Here is a 14,727-nt window from a genome sequence, read left to right on the forward strand (position 1 = left end):
TATCAGTCCTTTAATCTCATATGGGCGATGATCTGCCCGTGATCCGAAGCCAGTTTGTTATAGGGTGCCTCGGGGTGACTGCCATCTGTTATGTGATCGTTCAAGGCGTTGAAATAGTCCATCTGCCCAATACTGTCCGGCGCGTTTTCTAGAAAATGGCGCGACATGTAAATCTGGTCGATGCTTTCATAAACACCACCAAACGCTGACGTATAGATCATGTCGCGTGCAGATTTGCGTACAAATTGGCGTTCGGCGGAATGCAATTGGACGGCTTCGATGTCTTCGCGAATTTGGGTGTTTTCGTCGTCGGAATACCGATCGCGCCCGGTTTTTGCATCATGGCGCAACATCCATGCATAGTTCTTGAACGGATGTTCGCCGCTGATGATTTCAGCACTTGTGCTGTGCTCGGCGTCGTTGAAATCGCCCATGACGATGACGGGGTAACCGGCTTTCAATTCGGCCACGATGGCGCGGCGCAACACCCATGCTTCGGCCATGCGGCGCAGGGCTGCACGCACGCCGCCAAGGGCGCGCCCGACGGGGTCGTATTGTGTAAGGTCCACCTCGGACGGGGCGCTGCCGTCTTCGGGGCGTACAAATTCACCAAGCTTAGATTTTAGGTGGCAGTTAAAGACGCTGATCACGTGATTGCCAACGGGCACGCGTGCCTTCAGGATCGGACGGCTGAGACGTGTCAGGCGGAAACTGCCGCCCCCTTCGGCCCCCATCGGTCCAAAGTCGATATCAATCGGCGCATCAAGGTCTTGGATCACTTCGGGTTCACCCACAAACCCAAGCCGCGACAGGATCGCGACACCGGGGCGGCGCTGACCGGGATCACCATCGTTGACGTTCAATGCAACAGCGAGGGCCGCGTCGGTGTAGGGACGATAGGCCAGTTTGCGAAAGATCGCTTTGCGACGGTATCGTTTGTTCGCGCCGGGAATATGGGCGGCGTTGCCCTCAATACCGTCTTCGTCGGCCTGCGCGATCACGTCACGTAGCGCGCTTTCCTCAAAGATCTCTTGAAAGCCAACAATATCGGCATCCATGGTTTGGATTTGCTCGGCCAGCCAATCGGCTTTCCACGCATATTCTTCGGGCGTGTAGCTTTGAAACCGGTAATATTCTTGATCCGGTCCGATCAGGTTTTTGACGTTGAAACTGGCGATGGAAAAATCGGTCATGAGAGTGTCGCGAGGCCTCTTGCAAAAATGTCTGGGTCGACGTTGCCACCGGATATTACGGCGATGACGTCGCCGCCTTTTATGTCGTCTTGGCGACAGATTGCGGCAGCAAGGGCGACAGCGCCACCCGGTTCAGCCACCACCTTCAGACGTAAAAACGCGTGCGCCATGGCGTTAAGCGCCTCGTCTTCGGTTACGGTCAAGCCGGGGCCACACAGGCGTTGCATGATGGGAAACGTGATGTCGCCGGGCTGAGGTGTGATGATCGCGTCGCAAATATTGCCCGACAGCTTTGCATTCTTTTCGATCTGACCCGAAACAAGCGAACGTGCCACATCGTCAAATCCTTCGGGCTCGACCGGGCGGGCACGTAGGCCGGGGGCCTCTGCCTCGCAAGCCAATGCGATGCCGCTGGTCAAACCGCCCCCGCCGCAACAAATTAACACGTCAGCCTCGTGCACCCCGACGTCTGCCGCTTGGGCCGCGATCTCAAGGCCAGTTGTGCCCTGGCCCGCGATTACCTGCGGTTCGTCATAGGGTTTGATCAACGTCAGGCCGCGCGATTGGGCCAGTTCTGCGCCGATCACATCGCGATCTTCGGACCCGCGATCAAACAGCACCACTTCGGCCCCAAGTGCTTTGGTGTTGGCAATCTTAAGGGCAGGCGCGTCGCTGGGCATCACGATGACCGATGCAACCCCATGTTGGGTGGCGGCGTGGGCGACCCCTTGGGCGTGGTTGCCGCTGGAATAGGCGATGACGCCGCGCGCGCGCACGTCCGGGTCCATCGCAGACAGCGCCGACCAACCGCCGCGAAACTTAAAGCTGCCGGTGTGTTGCAGGCATTCGGGTTTGACCCAAACTCGCCGTCCGGCGATCTTGTCGATGAAGGGCGAATTGAGCAGCGGCGTTTTGCGCGCGTGTCCGTCTAGGCGTTTTGCAGCGGCGCGGATCATGTCGATGTTCATTGCATTTGCTCCATCCAGGTGCGTATGGCTGTTATGGCTTCGGGTTCGTCCAAGAACGGGATGTGGCCACGTTCGGGCACCGTGGCGCTGATCATATCGGGGCGGCGGTTTTGCATCTTTTGCGCGGTATCGGCGCTAAGCAGATCAGACCCAGCCGCGCGGATCAGACATAGTGGTTTGCCCGCCAACGCATCAAAAAAAGGCCAAAGGTCGGGGATGTCGCCGCCAGCTTCAACTGCATCGCGCAGGTGCGGATCATAGGTGATATCGAGGCCCTCGTCGGTCTCAATGAAATGGGTTTGCGCCTCGTTCAACCAGCGCGCGGCGGGGACGTTTTCGAACCCCTTAAGGACATGCGGCAAAGCCGCAGCCGCTTCGGCGTGGGTGCGAGCGGCAGGTTTGCGACCAAGGTAAACCATGATGTCCGACAGGCCTGTCGGGTCAAGTTCTGGCCCCACGTCATTTAGTGCAGCCCCAAGCAGGCGATCAGGGGCGGTCGCGGCCAGCCCCATAGCGTTCAACCCGCCGCGCGAGGTCCCAAGGATCGCAGTCGCATTCAGCGACAGGTGGTCCATCAATTCCAGCACGTCGCGAATTTCGATCGGCAGGATATAGTTCTGCCAATGGGGATCAAAGTCAGACTTCCCACGCCCGCGATAATCCAGCTTTATCAGACGACAAGGGGGCAGATGCGGCGTGACATATTGGAAATCCTCAGATGTGCGGGTCAGGCCTGCCAAGCACAACAGCGGCAGGCCGGCACCTTCGTCCGTATAAAACAGCGACAGGCCGTCAGACGTGGTAAATTTCGCCATCAAACACCTGCAAGGGCAGGGATGCCGGTCAGGTCATCAAGAACGGTGTTTGGGATCCATGGCAATCGGTCCATCGGCTCGCCGCTGCGATTGACCCATGCGGTGCGAAAACCATAGCCGGTTGCACTGGCCACATCCCATCCGTTGGAAGACACAAACAACACTTCGTCTTTGGCACAGCCAAACCGTTGCCCCACAAGGTCATAGACCCGCGAATCCGGCTTGAAGATGCCAACCGACTGTACCGAAAGGCTGTCATCCAAGACATCTGCGATGCCTGCAGATTGTACAGCGCCATTCAACATATCGGGCGACCCATTGGACAGTATCGCGGTGTTCAGCCCCGCGTTTTTGAGGGTGTGCAGCATTTCGGGCACTTCGCCGTAGGCCTGCAATTCCCAGTATAGGGCCAAAAGTCGTTCGCGCAGGGCCGGATCCCCGTCATGGCCGGTTTTTTCCAGCGCCCAATCCAGCCCATCTTGGGTGACGGTCCAGAAATCGGTGTGCGCGTCGGTGATGGCGCGCAGCCATGTGTATTGCAACTGTTTGCTGCGCCAATGTTCGGCCAATGCGGGCCATGTGTCGCGAATGGCTAGAAATTCGGGTTCGGACGCCGCGCCGCGCGCAGCAGCTGCGACATCAAACAACGTGCCATAGGCGTCAAAGACGCAGGTGGTAATGGGCATGGGCGTACCTTTCATGGTTTAACGACAGAGTGGCACGGCGATGCCGTAACGAAAAGGGGGGGCTTGGGGTTTACCATCTGCCCCCCTGTCGGGCAGGGTGTCGCAAATAATTTTAGGAAACAGGTAAATGACCGACATCAAAGATGGCGACACAGTGCGCATCCACTACACTGGCACGCTGACGGACGGGTCCGTATTTGACAGCTCCGAAGGGCGCGACCCGTTGGAATTTGTCGTGGGTTCTGGCCATATCATCAAAGGTTTGGATGTTGCGCTGCCCGGCATGCATGCGGGTGACAAAAAGACGGTAAACATCGACTGTGTGGATGCTTATGGGCCGATCAACCCGGCGATGCATCAGGCCGTGCCGCGCGACGCGATCCCGGACGACATCCCGCTAGAGGTGGGAATGCAGTTGCAAATGCAGACGCCGCAGGGCCAACCGATGCCGGTCACGGTGACCGAGATCAAAGACGACGAAATTATGCTAGATGCCAACCACCCACTGGCTGGGCGTGATCTGGTGTTTGAAATCCAAGTGGTGTCCTTTGACGCGGGCTAGGGCGCGGCGCTTGGCATTTGGGCAAAGGTAACTGACGTTTGTCGTCGCGGCGTCACCAACGCCGCGCGACCTCAATTGATGAATTGGATTCAGAAGGCTCAACGATGAAAATCACCCGCATTATCAGCCATGTTTTGAGTTGCGACATGCCCGAAGAACTGGGCTATTCGCAGCAATACTATTCAAAGCGATCGGCGCATATTGTTGAGGTGCAAACCGACGAAGGCGTGACAGGTTGGGGCGAATGCTTTGGCCCCGGAAATGTTGCGCTGGCCAACAAGGCCATCGTTGAACGTGTGATCCAACCGATGATCTTGGGCGATGACCCAATCGACCGTGATGTGATTTGGCACAAGGTTTACAACCTGCTGCGCGATCACGGTCAAAAGGGGATGCCGCTGCAAGCGCTGTCAGGTGTCGACATTGCGTTGTGGGACATCGCAGGCAAAGTTGCGGGCCTGCCGATACACAAGCTGATCGGTGGCGCGCATCGCACCCAAGTCAAAGCCTATGGCTACGGGATGATGTTGAAACGTCAAAGCGTGGACGATCATATTGCCCGCTTCAAGGACGAGGCCGCTGCGATCCGCGATATGGGATTTGTGGCCACCAAGATGAAGCTGGGGCTTGGCCCAAAAGATGACGTGAAACTGGCACAGGCCGTGCGCGACGGTGTCGGTGCCGATTTCAAATTCATGGCAGATGCCAATCATTGCTACACCACATCTGATGCGTTTTACGTGGGCCGTGCTTTGGATGAACTAGACGCATATTGGTTCGAAGAACCCGTCGCCCCCGAAGATCACGATGGATACCGCGAATTGCGCGCGGGCCTTAAGGTTAATATTTCGGGGGGCGAGGCCGAATTCAATCGTTGGGGGTGGCGCGCGATCCTTGAAAATCGTGGACTTGATATCGCGCAACCCGAAGTCTGCGCCCTTGGTGGGATTTCAGAATACCGGCGGGTTCTGGCCCTGTGCCACGCGCATTTTACGCCGGTGATCAACCATGTCTGGGGCTCAGCCATTGCTGTGGCAACCAATCTGCAACTGCTTGCCGCGATGCCGCCGTTACCGGGGGGACTAAACCCGTGGGAACCGCTGTTAGAATTTGATACGACGGAAAACATCTTTCGCGACGATCTGCTTGCCGATCCATTGGACATAAAAAAGCAGGTCAAGGCGTCAGGTGGTTCTGTCGCGATCCCACAAGGGCCGGGCATTGGCGTTGAACCTGACCGTGACTTTCTGAAGGCATATGCGGTGACGTGACGCTTGGGTTTAAACGCCCGTATCTAATCCTAGATACTGCACATTTAGGACCGTTGCCGCATGCGAAATTCTTGGGGCGGCACCGATGCGGATCGAAGGCTGGAAACTCGCAGCAAAGCGGGTTTAGCGCGTAGGGCTTAGTTCGCGCAGCTGATTGCTTACGGCGTCGGCTTGGGATTGCGTCTGTTGCTGAGGCGCACGGGTGCCGTTGCCGGGCAGGCTACCGCCGCGTCGAACGGGCACAAAACTGTCGGGCATCTTGCGCACAAGTGTGCCCGAGGCAGAGGATAGGCTGGCAGTATCCTGTTCGCCCTTAAAGCTTTGCGCGGTGGACATGGCTTGGATTATCACCTCGGGATTGAGGCGCAAGAACAGCAAAAGCCCCATGCCCGTCAACGAAAAAATCACGCGCCCCAACCACTTTGAACGCTGCGAGCGCGCTTCGCGCCGTTTGAATTTGCGTTCCAATACTTGGGCGCGCTCAATTTGATCCATATCCATGCGGACACGGATATCGCATTAATCTGGCAATTTTTGGGCGCCGTGTGGGCTGATCAAAGGTGATCGGGCTGCGGCATGCCCAAAACATGAAAGCCACCATCAACGCGGATTGTTTCCCCGGTTGTGCAGGCACCTGCGTCGGAACACAGGTAAACAGCTGTGCCGCCGACGGCCTCAAGTGTTGCATTTGAACGCAAGGGGGCGTTCTGGTCCGTGTGCTTGTAGGTCTTGCGCGCGCCGCCAATTGCGGCCCCTGCCAATGTCTTCATTGGACCCGGCGAAATCGCGTTGACGCGGATGCCTTCGGGGCCAAGGTCGTTGGCAAGGTAGCGGGTGGCGGATTCCAGTGCGGCCTTGGCCACGCCCATCACGTTATAGCTTGGTACGACGCGGTTGCTGCCTTGGTAGGTTAAGGTCAGCAGGGTGCCGCCGTTTTCGATCATAAGCGGATGGGCCCGGCGCGCAACTTCGATGAAGCTGTAAACGCTGATATCCATCGAGTTTTTGAAATTGGCCCGGCTGGTGTTCAAGAAACGCCCTGTCAGTTCGGATTTGTCGGAAAACGCGATGGCGTGGACGACGAAATCGATCGTGTCCCAACGCTTGGCCAGCGCATCAAACGCGGCATCAAGCGATGCATCGTCTGTGACGTCCACATCGACCATGAAATCGGACCCGACGCTTGCGGCCAGCGGTTCCAACCGTTTGCCAAAGGCGTCGCCCTGATAGGTAAAGGCCAGTTCGGCCCCGGCTGCGTGCATCGCGCGTGCGATGCCCCACGCGATTGAACGGTCATTGGCGACACCCATTATCAGGCCGCGTTTTCCTTTGAGTGATTCGGACATAATCAGTTCTTACCCGTGAAATTTCGAAAGGATCATTGATCCGTTTGTGCCGCCAAAGCCAAAGGAGTTGGTCATAACGCTGTCCAACCCGGCCTTTTCGACAAGAGACGTGGCAATCTCGCCCGGGTTAAACGCCGGGTCCAAATTGTCGACATTGATCGAAGGCGTAATAAAGTCATGGTCTAGCATCAAAAGGCTAAAGATCGCCTCAAGTGCGCCCGCAGCACCCTGCGAGTGCCCCGTCATCGACTTGGTCGAACTGACCGGTGGTTGGACACGCCCTTCAAAGGCGCGGCGCACGGCCGCGATTTCGGGCTTGTCGCCAGCCGGTGTCGAGGTGCCATGCGCGTTGATGTAGCTGACGGCGCGCCCCTCGGGCAGCGTGTCGAGCGCGAGTTTCATCGCCAGTTCGGCGCCTTCCCCAGAGGGGGCCACCATGTCGTGCCCGTCAGATGTGGCCGCATAACCTGTCACTTCGGCATAGATCTTGGCGCCGCGCGCTTTGGCGTGTTCGAGTTCTTCGAGAACAAGGATGCCACCGCCGCCCGAAATCACGAACCCGTCCCGGCCCGCATCAAACGCGCGGCTTGCACGTTCGGGCGTGTCATTGAATTTGGAAGACATCGCGCCCATCGCATCGAATAGGCAAGACAATGTCCAATCCAGTTCCTCGGCACCGCCTGCGAACATTACGTCTTGTTTGCCCATCATGATCTGTTCAGCCGCATTGCCGATGCAATGCAAAGATGTGGAACAGGCGCTTGTGATCGAATAGTTGATGCCCTTGATCTTAAACGCTGTCGCGAGATTCGCGCTAATGGTCGAGGACATGCACTTTGGCACCGCAAAGGGGCCGATCCGCTTTGTCGCGCCCGTTTTCAGAACAGTTTGGTGTGCTGAGAACATTGCAGAGGTTGACGGCCCGCCCGATCCAGCCACAAGGCCAGTCCGCGGGCTGACGATATCGCTTTCTTCTAACCCAGCATCGGCAATGGCTTGGGTCATAGCGATATGCGCATAGGCCGCACCGGGGCCCATAAACCGCAGCGTGCGCTTTTCCACATGTTCAGCCACGTCCAGTTTCAGCGTGCCAGCGATTTGGCTGCGAAAGCCGTGCTCGACCATTTCGGGGCAGGCGACAATGCCGGAGGTGCCGGATTTCAGCGATGCCAAAACCTCGTCCACATTGTTCCCGATGCTAGAGACGATACCCAGTCCTGTAACGACAACCCTGCGCATGCGTGCGCTCTCCTTCACGTTCTGTGTTGAGTCCATGTAGGACAGGGGGGGCAGGGGGCGCAAGGTGGAATGGGTTCTGGGGTGGCGTAGAGTGTCCGCTTTGTGACCTCAATGTCTGATGCTGCGTTTTGAAAGGATGTCCGCTATCATAAGAGGAACCAAACACCTTCAACAACGGCTTGGATTTTGACAGGGGTTTTGACAGCGTAAATCGGCGTGGTTTGTGGCTGTGTCAAAAAGGAGAGTTTTTGGAACGGTGTCGTATGGTGGGTGTGCGGACAAAGCACTAGTTCGTTGCGGTTGCGCCAAAGGTCGCTTTCGGTCTTGACTAGGAACGTATGGGTGAAATTATATTGCCCTAAGCAGCGTTAGGCCGAGAAATAAAGCACAAAGAAAAAAAGATACTTGGCAAACCCCAAACACTAAGCCAGGTCGTTGAATTAGGATATTAGGGGCAAGAGATAGTCCAATAGTACCTATGCGAAATGTTAACTGCGTGAGCTTAACCGCCAAATACTGATAGTAGAGGCCACATAAGATGGATGTTAGAGCGAATAAAATAGCTATATTGAGATATGTATCCGGAGCTTTACTAGGTGCAAATTTATCAAATGCAACCATAAAGGCTAGAAGTCCTGTTGTTAGCGATATATAGTTTTTTGTAACTCCTATATACATATCAATAATTTTAACGAATTTTTCAAACTCTTGTTCCGATGCGTTCATTTTTCCAAGTCTCCCAAATGCTTACTGCCAGATAGATAAGTTTCCTTAATGCCTATAATAATAGCGTCACGCTTGTGGGGAGATACTAACCGTAAGTCAATTTCTTTTTTCAATATTTCGTTGATGGAGATAAATCCGTTTAAAATATAGTGAGAATTTATGACCGAATGTAGTATTTTCATTTTTTTCTTCATCGGGATACGCACGAGCCTGTGAGCTTGATTCATCCTTATCAGATTTGCATGTGCAATGTCTCTAAAACTACAAATCATCGCCACATCGTTTTTTACGATAAACCCACCCTCAATGTGAGCATCGCCGTAGTGGCTTGTTAACAGTATCATCTCATACATAAATTGACCCCTTAGTTCGATTTTCCATACAGAAAATCGGAAATATGCCTCTATACATGTTCTTTTTTTTGAAAATTTTCTGATTTTGTAACCATAGTAGTCTCCGTCAATTACTACAGTCCCAACGACCATCTTATGATGATGCTTTATGAGGTAAATCAAGTTATTTAGTAAGGAGCGTACACCTGTAAAAATAAAGAAAACATAACAATATTTGATGATTGGATATAGCAAACCTCTTATAGTATTTGTCATTCTTAGATTCATCCGCTCTAGTTTTGTAGTCTAAATAACTGTGCTGGCTTGTCTCTAGTTGAATAAGGGGAGCCACGATCCACGTCTCAACTATGTAAGTGGAATAGGTTTTGACAAGCTTAAACCTGAATTCAAGATGTGCTGTCAACGTTCAAAAATGGTGGCTTTTGCTACCTTCATCCTGAGGGCGAAGGCTTGATGGTTTAACTGTTACAAAATACCTGTTTCATATGCCTCAGGTTTTGATCGGTTTTCGGTCGCCTTCCTCTAATGTGTATCAAGCAAATGACTGTGAACTTGATACACTGCGCCACAGTTAAAGCTGACATTCATGCGCAGTGCAGCATCCAGTAGAGTGGGCTCAAACCGGGCTTTAGCTGCGCCAGCATATGGCATTTAAAACGACCGTTTGTGGAACAGTTCACCAAATTGGACATTGGTACGTTTGCGGCGCATTTCTGCTTTGTTCGGCACCGCGAACCTTCAACTCTCGCTTAGCGCGACCTTCATGTCTTTAACTTCATAGATCACTTCGCCGTCAGCCTCTACGATGCCATCAGCCACGCCCATGGTCAGGCGCCGCGTTTGGATCGCCTTGGTAAAGTCGATCTTGTAGGTCAGCATTTTGCGATCCGGACGCACCATGCCCTTCAGCTTGACCTCACCCACACCCAAGGCATAGCCGCGCCCCTGCCAGCCGCGCCAGCCGAGGTTAAAGCCAGTTAGCTGCCACAGCCCATCAAGGCCAAGACAGCCCGGCATGATTGGGTTGCCGGGAAAGTGGCAACCAAAGAACCAAAGGTCGGGCGTGATGTCGAATTCGGCCACGATGTGACCCTTGCCATGGGCACCTCCATCACCGGACACATCTGTAATCCGGTCCATCATCAACATGGGCGGGGCCGGTAACTGCGCATTTCCCGGGCCAAACAGTTCGCCACGGGCGCATTTAAGCAAGCCTTCTTTGTCAAAACTTGTGGGGAAGTCTGCCATGCTAGGCCTCACATTTATGAGTGATGTATGGGTTCGAAAGTAATCGCGTCCCTCTAACATTGGGTGGGTGGCCTGTGCAAGGGCGCGGCGCAGGCACCCACTTGCATCCCGCGTAAAAAATCAGTCAATGTCATGGACATGAAACAAATTATTGACCTCGACGCTTATCCTTTAGACCTGCCAGGCACGGCCGCTTGGGATGCGCTTGTGGCGCGCGCAAAGGTCGGGCTGGCGCAGGATGGGCTTTTTAACTTTGCCGGATTTATGCGCCCAGAGGCATTGGCCGATACTTTGGCGCATGTGCACCCGCGGATGGAGACAGAATCTTTTCATCACAGCCGGTGGCACAACATTTATTTTAAGGATGACGTGCCGGGGCTGTCTGCGGATGACCCTGCGCTGAAAAAGGTCGAAACCGCCAATCACACGCTGTGCCATGACCAATTGCGCGGCACAGCGTTGGACAAGTTGTACCAATGGCCGGAATTTGCCACGTTTTTGGCTGCTGTCATGGACCGCCCGCAACTCTACACCATGGATGACACCTTGGCCGGTATCAACGTTTTGGAATACCGCGCGGACGAAGCGTTGAACTGGCATTTTGACCGCTCGATTTTCACGACCACATTGCTGCTTCAGGAACCGACGCAAGGCGGTGTGTTTGAATATGCCCAAGACTTGCGCAGCGCTGATGACCCCAACCACGCAGGGATATCTGCGTTATTAGATGGGCGCATCGAACCCACGCGCTTGCCACAGACTGCTGGGACGCTGAATGTGTTTCTTGGGGTTAACACAGCGCACCGGGTGTCGACCGTGCGCGGGGCGCAATCGCGCATTGTTGCGGTGCTGTCGCATTACCCCTCACCGGGGCATCGTTTTAGCGAAAGTGAACAGATGGGATTTTTTGGGCGTGTGGCATAATGAGAGAATACCGTTTTATAATTGAATTTCGGGCCGTACGCACTTTATAAGTAAAGACAAGACATTGAGGATGGGCATGGCACAGGATCAACACGAGGTTGGAACCAATTGGCTGGCAGGCGCGGGTTTGCGCCCAACGCGTCAGCGCGTCACGCTTGCGGCATTGCTGATTGGCGATGGCCAACATCGTCACGTCACCGCCGAAAGCCTGTTTGATGCCGCCAAAGATCAGGGCGAGGCCGTGTCCTTGGCCACTGTCTACAACACTTTGCGTGCGTTTTGCGAAGTGGGCTTGATGCAAGAAATCATGGTCGACGGCACAAAAAGCTATTTTGACACCAATACGCATGATCACCCCCATTTCTTTTGGGAGGATGACTGCACGCTTACCGATGCGCCGACGGATCAATTGGTTATTGCGCAATTGCCCGATGCCCCGGCAGGGGCCGAGATCGCCTCGGTTGACGTGGTGATCCGCCTGCGCCGCAAGCACTAAACACCATGAGCCACGTGACTGCCGCCGATGCCGCGACCTATCACGCGGACGGGGTTGTGCTCATCCGTGGGCTGTTTGCTGAACATGTCGAGACATTGCGCGCCGGTGTCGCCCGCAACATGGCAGAGCCGGGGCCTTATGCGTCGACCAACGATCGCAAGGGCGAGACAGGGTTGTTTTTCGACGACTACTGCAACTGGGATCGCATCCCGGAGTTTCGTGAAGTGGTGCGCAACCCGCGTGTTATTGACGCGGCGGCCACGCTGATGGGCTCGCAGTCAGTTCAACTGTTTCATGATCACGTGCTGGTCAAGGAGCCCGGCACTTCAATGGCGACGCCATGGCATCAGGATGCGCCCTATTATTTTGTGCAAGGGCGTCAAACGATCAGCTTTTGGTCGCCGCTTGATCCTGTGACCTCGGCCACTTTGCGCTGTGTCGCCGGGTCGCACCTGTGGCCCAAGGACGTCGTGCCGACCCGTTGGGTTTCGGAAACCGCCTTCTTTGAGGGGGATTACATCCCCGTGCCCGACCCTGAGGCCGAAGCCATGCGGATCGTTGAATTCGAGATGGAGCCGGGCGATGCTGTCGCCTTTCATTTTCGCACCCTACATGGCGCGCGCGGCAATCACAGCGACGCGCGGCGGCGCGCGTTTTCGTTGCGATTGGTGGGGGATGATGCGCGATATGTGAGGCGGCCCGGTCCAACATCGCCCCCGTTTCCCGGGCACGATATGGTCGAAGGCCAGCGCCTGCGCGAAGACTGGTTTCCCAGACTTCGCTAATCTTGGCTGCATGACACCTAATTTTGGATTAGCAACCAAAGTTGACCGCTGACGTTCTGGCAACGGTCCATAAAAGCAGCTCCTTTCAAAGGTCCACCTGCAGAACGGCGATTGCCTTCCAAGCACATGTTTTGACCTTCAAGAAACTGCGTGGTCAGGCGGACATAGCCATCCTGTGCAGGAATGATGCGCCACAGTTGCCCGCTGACATTTTGACAGTCGTCCATGAATGCCGCGCCAGCAAGTGTTGCCCCCGACGTGCGGCTGTTGCCTTCAAAACACTTGCCTGCGGGTTCTTGGAACATGGTTTTCATGCGATAGTATCCACCACCGGCGGGTTCAAATTTCCACAGCTGCCCTGAAACGTTCTGGCAGTCATCCATGAAAGCGCCACCGCCCTGACGTGAATTGTGGTCATAGCGATTGCCTTCGAAACACTTGCCAGCAGGCGCTTGAAACTGGGTTTGTAATTTGAACCAACCATTTAGGTTTTGGGCCTGCACGGTCGGTGCCATAGCAATGAGTGCAACGGTAAATAAAAAAGACAGAAAACGCATATTGATACCTTTTAGATACTTCATGTGAAAAACCTAAGTATCTTGGACCGTTAAGGCACGTTTGTCAGCTATACCGTTCTGGCCCTTCCCACTGCACATCTGAATAGCGATCGCCGTGGGCCCAACCGATAGGCAGAACTGCCTCAATACGCGCCAAATCATCGGGGCTGAGCGTCATCTCGGTTCCACGCAGCAATTCAGCCAGGTGATCGATGTTCTTGGTGCCGGGGATTGGCAAGACGTGATCCCCTTGCGCGATCAACCACGCAATAGCTAGCCCTGCCGCCGGGCAACCCATGTCAGCGGCCAATGCGCGAAACCGATCAGTGGCCGCAATGTTGGCGGCGTAATTCGGGGCCATAAAGCGCGGATTGTTGGCGGTGAACCCGTGCGATTGCCCGCGTTCATAGCTAAACGGGGCATCTGTCAAAAAGGCGCGACCGACGGGCGAGAACGCCACAAGGGTTGCATCCAGTTCAGCGCAAGCTTGCGCCAGCCCCAGTTCAGGTGCGCGGGTGGATAGCGAATATTCGGACTGCACCGCTGCCACCGGACATTCCGAAGCAACCCGGCGCAGGGTCGAGGGCGCGATTTCCGACAGGCCCACAGCGCGTGTTTTGCCGCTGTCAATCAAGGCCTTGAGAGTACCGCCCAGTTCTTCGGGCGTGTAGCTACGATCATAGCGGTGCACATAAAACAGATCGACATGATCCACGCCCATACGGGCCAAGCTGGCATCCAAATTTTCACTCATATAGGCAGGATCGTTGTTAAAACGCCGCTCGGCCTGTCCAGTGATCCCGGCTTTGGTCGCAAGATGCATGTCATCGCGCGCGCCCTTCGTTTCAGCGAACCATGCGCCAATGATCTCTTCTGAGCGGCCATTGCCATAGACGTTTGATGTATCGATATGCGTCACACCGCCATCGCGGCAGGCGTTGAGAACCGCGTGGCTTTCGGCATAGGTCGCATCGCCATAGATGCCGGCAAAAGACATCGCGCCAATGCCAAATTGTGACACCGATGGGCCATCCGCCCCAAATTTCATCATTTTCATTAGCTTTGGGCCTCGTTGTTAAAAGTGTGCGTCGTCAGAACCATTGGCCCGGTTCCATAAGTCCCAGATCAAGCAGTTGACGCGAATGCCATTCAAAACGTGCGGAATTGTGCCATTTGAAGGTCTCGATGTCATAGGTGCTGCCGGGGTTCAGCTTAAGCGCCTTGGCGGTCCGAAACGAACAGATGGCGGACGTCAGGTTGTGGTGCCATTCGCAGGAATAGGTGTTGTATTCCTCGTCGTTGAACGTGTGATCGGCGTCTATCTTCAAGCCCGGCTTGGTTCGGAACAGCGAAATACGGTCAATCTTGCGCCGCGCGGCGGGCACGTGTTCTTCGTAGCGCCAGCGCAACCCGCCAAAGAAATCAAGCTGTCTGGTCTTTGGATGCCCGTTGTCGCCTTTGCGCGCCAACGCATAATAACCCGAGCGATCTAGATGCGCATTATCAAGTGCAACGGCATTGGGATGTGCGCCTAAATCGTCTGAATACAGATCAACCA

Annotated in this window: 16 protein-coding genes and 1 pseudogene; 5 read left to right on the plus strand and 12 right to left on the minus strand. The window is 55.0% G+C overall.

Annotation, left to right across the window (positions count from 1 at the left end):
• Positions 1 to 2: 2 nt before the first annotated feature.
• From ABJF76_RS12055 to ABJF76_RS12070, 4 genes are read right to left on the minus strand one after another with little or no spacing between them, the layout of a single operon-like run.
• Positions 3 to 1,193 carry an endonuclease/exonuclease/phosphatase family protein gene (locus tag ABJF76_RS12055; protein ID WP_413819842.1) on the minus strand — a complete coding sequence of 397 codons (1,191 nt, stop codon included), beginning with the start codon at positions 1,191 to 1,193 and terminating at the stop codon, positions 3 to 5.
• A complete protein-coding gene (locus tag ABJF76_RS12060) occupies positions 1,190 to 2,161 on the minus strand; it encodes a threonine ammonia-lyase (RefSeq protein ID WP_413819843.1) in 972 nt (323 codons plus the stop codon). Before ABJF76_RS12060 ends, ABJF76_RS12055 begins: the two co-directional genes overlap by 4 nt.
• Positions 2,158 to 2,976, minus strand: a complete 819-nt coding sequence (locus ABJF76_RS12065) for an alpha/beta fold hydrolase (RefSeq protein ID WP_413819844.1) — start codon at positions 2,974 to 2,976, stop codon at positions 2,158 to 2,160. The genes ABJF76_RS12060 and ABJF76_RS12065 overlap by 4 nt, the downstream gene beginning before the upstream one ends.
• Positions 2,976 to 3,662: a haloacid dehalogenase type II gene (locus tag ABJF76_RS12070; protein ID WP_413819845.1), complete on the minus strand. Its 687-nt coding sequence runs from the start codon at positions 3,660 to 3,662 to the stop codon at positions 2,976 to 2,978. Before ABJF76_RS12070 ends, ABJF76_RS12065 begins: the two co-directional genes overlap by 1 nt.
• Positions 3,663 to 3,789: 127 nt before the next feature.
• Here ABJF76_RS12070 and ABJF76_RS12075 point away from each other — a divergent pair, with 127 nt between their 5' ends.
• The gene (locus tag ABJF76_RS12075; RefSeq protein WP_413819846.1) at positions 3,790 to 4,224 is read left to right on the plus strand and encodes an FKBP-type peptidyl-prolyl cis-trans isomerase; all 435 of its coding nucleotides are present in this window, start codon (positions 3,790 to 3,792) and stop codon (positions 4,222 to 4,224) included.
• Between the two features lie 104 nt (positions 4,225 to 4,328).
• The gene (locus ABJF76_RS12080) at positions 4,329 to 5,495 is read left to right on the plus strand and encodes a mandelate racemase/muconate lactonizing enzyme family protein (protein ID WP_413819847.1); all 1,167 of its coding nucleotides are present in this window, start codon (positions 4,329 to 4,331) and stop codon (positions 5,493 to 5,495) included.
• A 123-nt stretch (positions 5,496 to 5,618) separates the two neighbouring features.
• Here the strand turns inward: ABJF76_RS12080 and ABJF76_RS12085 are convergent, their stop codons facing one another.
• From ABJF76_RS12085 to fabA, 5 genes are all read right to left on the minus strand, one after another.
• Positions 5,619 to 5,990, minus strand: a complete 372-nt coding sequence (locus tag ABJF76_RS12085; protein WP_413819848.1) for a hypothetical protein — start codon at positions 5,988 to 5,990, stop codon at positions 5,619 to 5,621.
• Between the two features lie 59 nt (positions 5,991 to 6,049).
• The gene (locus tag ABJF76_RS12090; RefSeq protein ID WP_413819849.1) at positions 6,050 to 6,841 is read right to left on the minus strand and encodes an enoyl-ACP reductase; all 792 of its coding nucleotides are present in this window, start codon (positions 6,839 to 6,841) and stop codon (positions 6,050 to 6,052) included.
• Between the two features lie 9 nt (positions 6,842 to 6,850).
• On the minus strand, positions 6,851 to 8,080 hold the full coding sequence (locus ABJF76_RS12095; protein WP_413819850.1) for a beta-ketoacyl-ACP synthase II: 1,230 nt from the start codon (positions 8,078 to 8,080) through the stop codon (positions 6,851 to 6,853).
• A 722-nt stretch (positions 8,081 to 8,802) separates the two neighbouring features.
• Positions 8,803 to 9,414 (minus strand): hypothetical protein, encoded by a 612-nt coding sequence (locus tag ABJF76_RS12100; protein ID WP_413822576.1) that lies wholly within the window; start codon positions 9,412 to 9,414, stop codon positions 8,803 to 8,805.
• Between the two features lie 483 nt (positions 9,415 to 9,897).
• A complete protein-coding gene (fabA, locus tag ABJF76_RS12105) occupies positions 9,898 to 10,407 on the minus strand; it encodes a bifunctional 3-hydroxydecanoyl-ACP dehydratase/trans-2-decenoyl-ACP isomerase (protein ID WP_413819852.1) in 510 nt (169 codons plus the stop codon).
• Between the two features lie 138 nt (positions 10,408 to 10,545).
• Here fabA and ABJF76_RS12110 point away from each other — a divergent pair, with 138 nt between their 5' ends.
• From ABJF76_RS12110 to ABJF76_RS12120, 3 genes are all read left to right on the plus strand, one after another.
• A complete protein-coding gene (locus ABJF76_RS12110; RefSeq protein WP_413819853.1) occupies positions 10,546 to 11,331 on the plus strand; it encodes a 2OG-Fe(II) oxygenase in 786 nt (261 codons plus the stop codon).
• 76 nt (positions 11,332 to 11,407) lie between these two features.
• Positions 11,408 to 11,827, plus strand: coding sequence for a Fur family transcriptional regulator Irr (gene irr / locus ABJF76_RS12115; protein WP_413819854.1), 420 nt, complete (start codon positions 11,408 to 11,410; stop codon positions 11,825 to 11,827).
• A gap of 5 nt (positions 11,828 to 11,832) precedes the next feature.
• Entirely contained in the window at positions 11,833 to 12,612 is a 780-nt protein-coding gene (locus tag ABJF76_RS12120; RefSeq protein WP_413819855.1) for a phytanoyl-CoA dioxygenase family protein, read from the plus strand.
• A gap of 17 nt (positions 12,613 to 12,629) precedes the next feature.
• On the opposite strand, the gene ABJF76_RS12125 is transcribed toward ABJF76_RS12120, so the two are convergent.
• The 3 genes and pseudogenes from ABJF76_RS12125 to ABJF76_RS12135 all read right to left on the minus strand — a co-directional run.
• Complete coding sequence (locus tag ABJF76_RS12125) at positions 12,630 to 13,193, minus strand: RICIN domain-containing protein (protein ID WP_413819856.1); 564 nt, start codon at positions 13,191 to 13,193, stop codon at positions 12,630 to 12,632.
• A 40-nt stretch (positions 13,194 to 13,233) separates the two neighbouring features.
• Positions 13,234 to 14,226, minus strand: coding sequence for an aldo/keto reductase (locus ABJF76_RS12130; RefSeq protein WP_413819857.1), 993 nt, complete (start codon positions 14,224 to 14,226; stop codon positions 13,234 to 13,236).
• A gap of 34 nt (positions 14,227 to 14,260) precedes the next feature.
• Positions 14,261 to 14,727: pseudogene (locus ABJF76_RS12135) on the minus strand (hypothetical protein); the annotation flags it as partial.

Source organism: Tateyamaria sp. (assembly GCF_039940735.1).
In the GTDB taxonomy this organism is placed as follows: Bacteria; Pseudomonadota; Alphaproteobacteria; order Rhodobacterales; family Rhodobacteraceae; genus Tateyamaria.

Excerpts from the sequence above, each read along its gene's own strand:
- ABJF76_RS12055 (WP_413819842.1), bottom strand. The coding sequence starts at position 1,193 with ATGACCGATTTTTCCATCGCCAGTTTCAACGTCAAAAACCTGATCGGA.
- ABJF76_RS12060 (WP_413819843.1), bottom strand. The coding sequence starts at position 2,161 with ATGAACATCGACATGATCCGCGCCGCTGCAAAACGCCTAGACGGACAC.
- ABJF76_RS12065 (WP_413819844.1), bottom strand. The coding sequence starts at position 2,976 with ATGGCGAAATTTACCACGTCTGACGGCCTGTCGCTGTTTTATACGGAC.
- ABJF76_RS12070 (WP_413819845.1), bottom strand. The coding sequence starts at position 3,662 with ATGCCCATTACCACCTGCGTCTTTGACGCCTATGGCACGTTGTTTGAT.
- ABJF76_RS12075 (WP_413819846.1), top strand. The coding sequence starts at position 3,790 with ATGACCGACATCAAAGATGGCGACACAGTGCGCATCCACTACACTGGC.
- ABJF76_RS12080 (WP_413819847.1), top strand. The coding sequence starts at position 4,329 with ATGAAAATCACCCGCATTATCAGCCATGTTTTGAGTTGCGACATGCCC.
- ABJF76_RS12085 (WP_413819848.1), bottom strand. The coding sequence starts at position 5,990 with ATGGATCAAATTGAGCGCGCCCAAGTATTGGAACGCAAATTCAAACGG.
- ABJF76_RS12090 (WP_413819849.1), bottom strand. The coding sequence starts at position 6,841 with ATGTCCGAATCACTCAAAGGAAAACGCGGCCTGATAATGGGTGTCGCC.
- ABJF76_RS12095 (WP_413819850.1), bottom strand. The coding sequence starts at position 8,080 with ATGCGCAGGGTTGTCGTTACAGGACTGGGTATCGTCTCTAGCATCGGG.
- ABJF76_RS12100 (WP_413822576.1), bottom strand. The coding sequence starts at position 9,414 with ATGACAAATACTATAAGAGGTTTGCTATATCCAATCATCAAATATTGT.
- fabA (WP_413819852.1), bottom strand. The coding sequence starts at position 10,407 with ATGGCAGACTTCCCCACAAGTTTTGACAAAGAAGGCTTGCTTAAATGC.
- ABJF76_RS12110 (WP_413819853.1), top strand. The coding sequence starts at position 10,546 with ATGAAACAAATTATTGACCTCGACGCTTATCCTTTAGACCTGCCAGGC.
- irr (WP_413819854.1), top strand. The coding sequence starts at position 11,408 with ATGGCACAGGATCAACACGAGGTTGGAACCAATTGGCTGGCAGGCGCG.
- ABJF76_RS12120 (WP_413819855.1), top strand. The coding sequence starts at position 11,833 with ATGAGCCACGTGACTGCCGCCGATGCCGCGACCTATCACGCGGACGGG.
- ABJF76_RS12125 (WP_413819856.1), bottom strand. The coding sequence starts at position 13,193 with ATGAAGTATCTAAAAGGTATCAATATGCGTTTTCTGTCTTTTTTATTT.
- ABJF76_RS12130 (WP_413819857.1), bottom strand. The coding sequence starts at position 14,226 with ATGAAAATGATGAAATTTGGGGCGGATGGCCCATCGGTGTCACAATTT.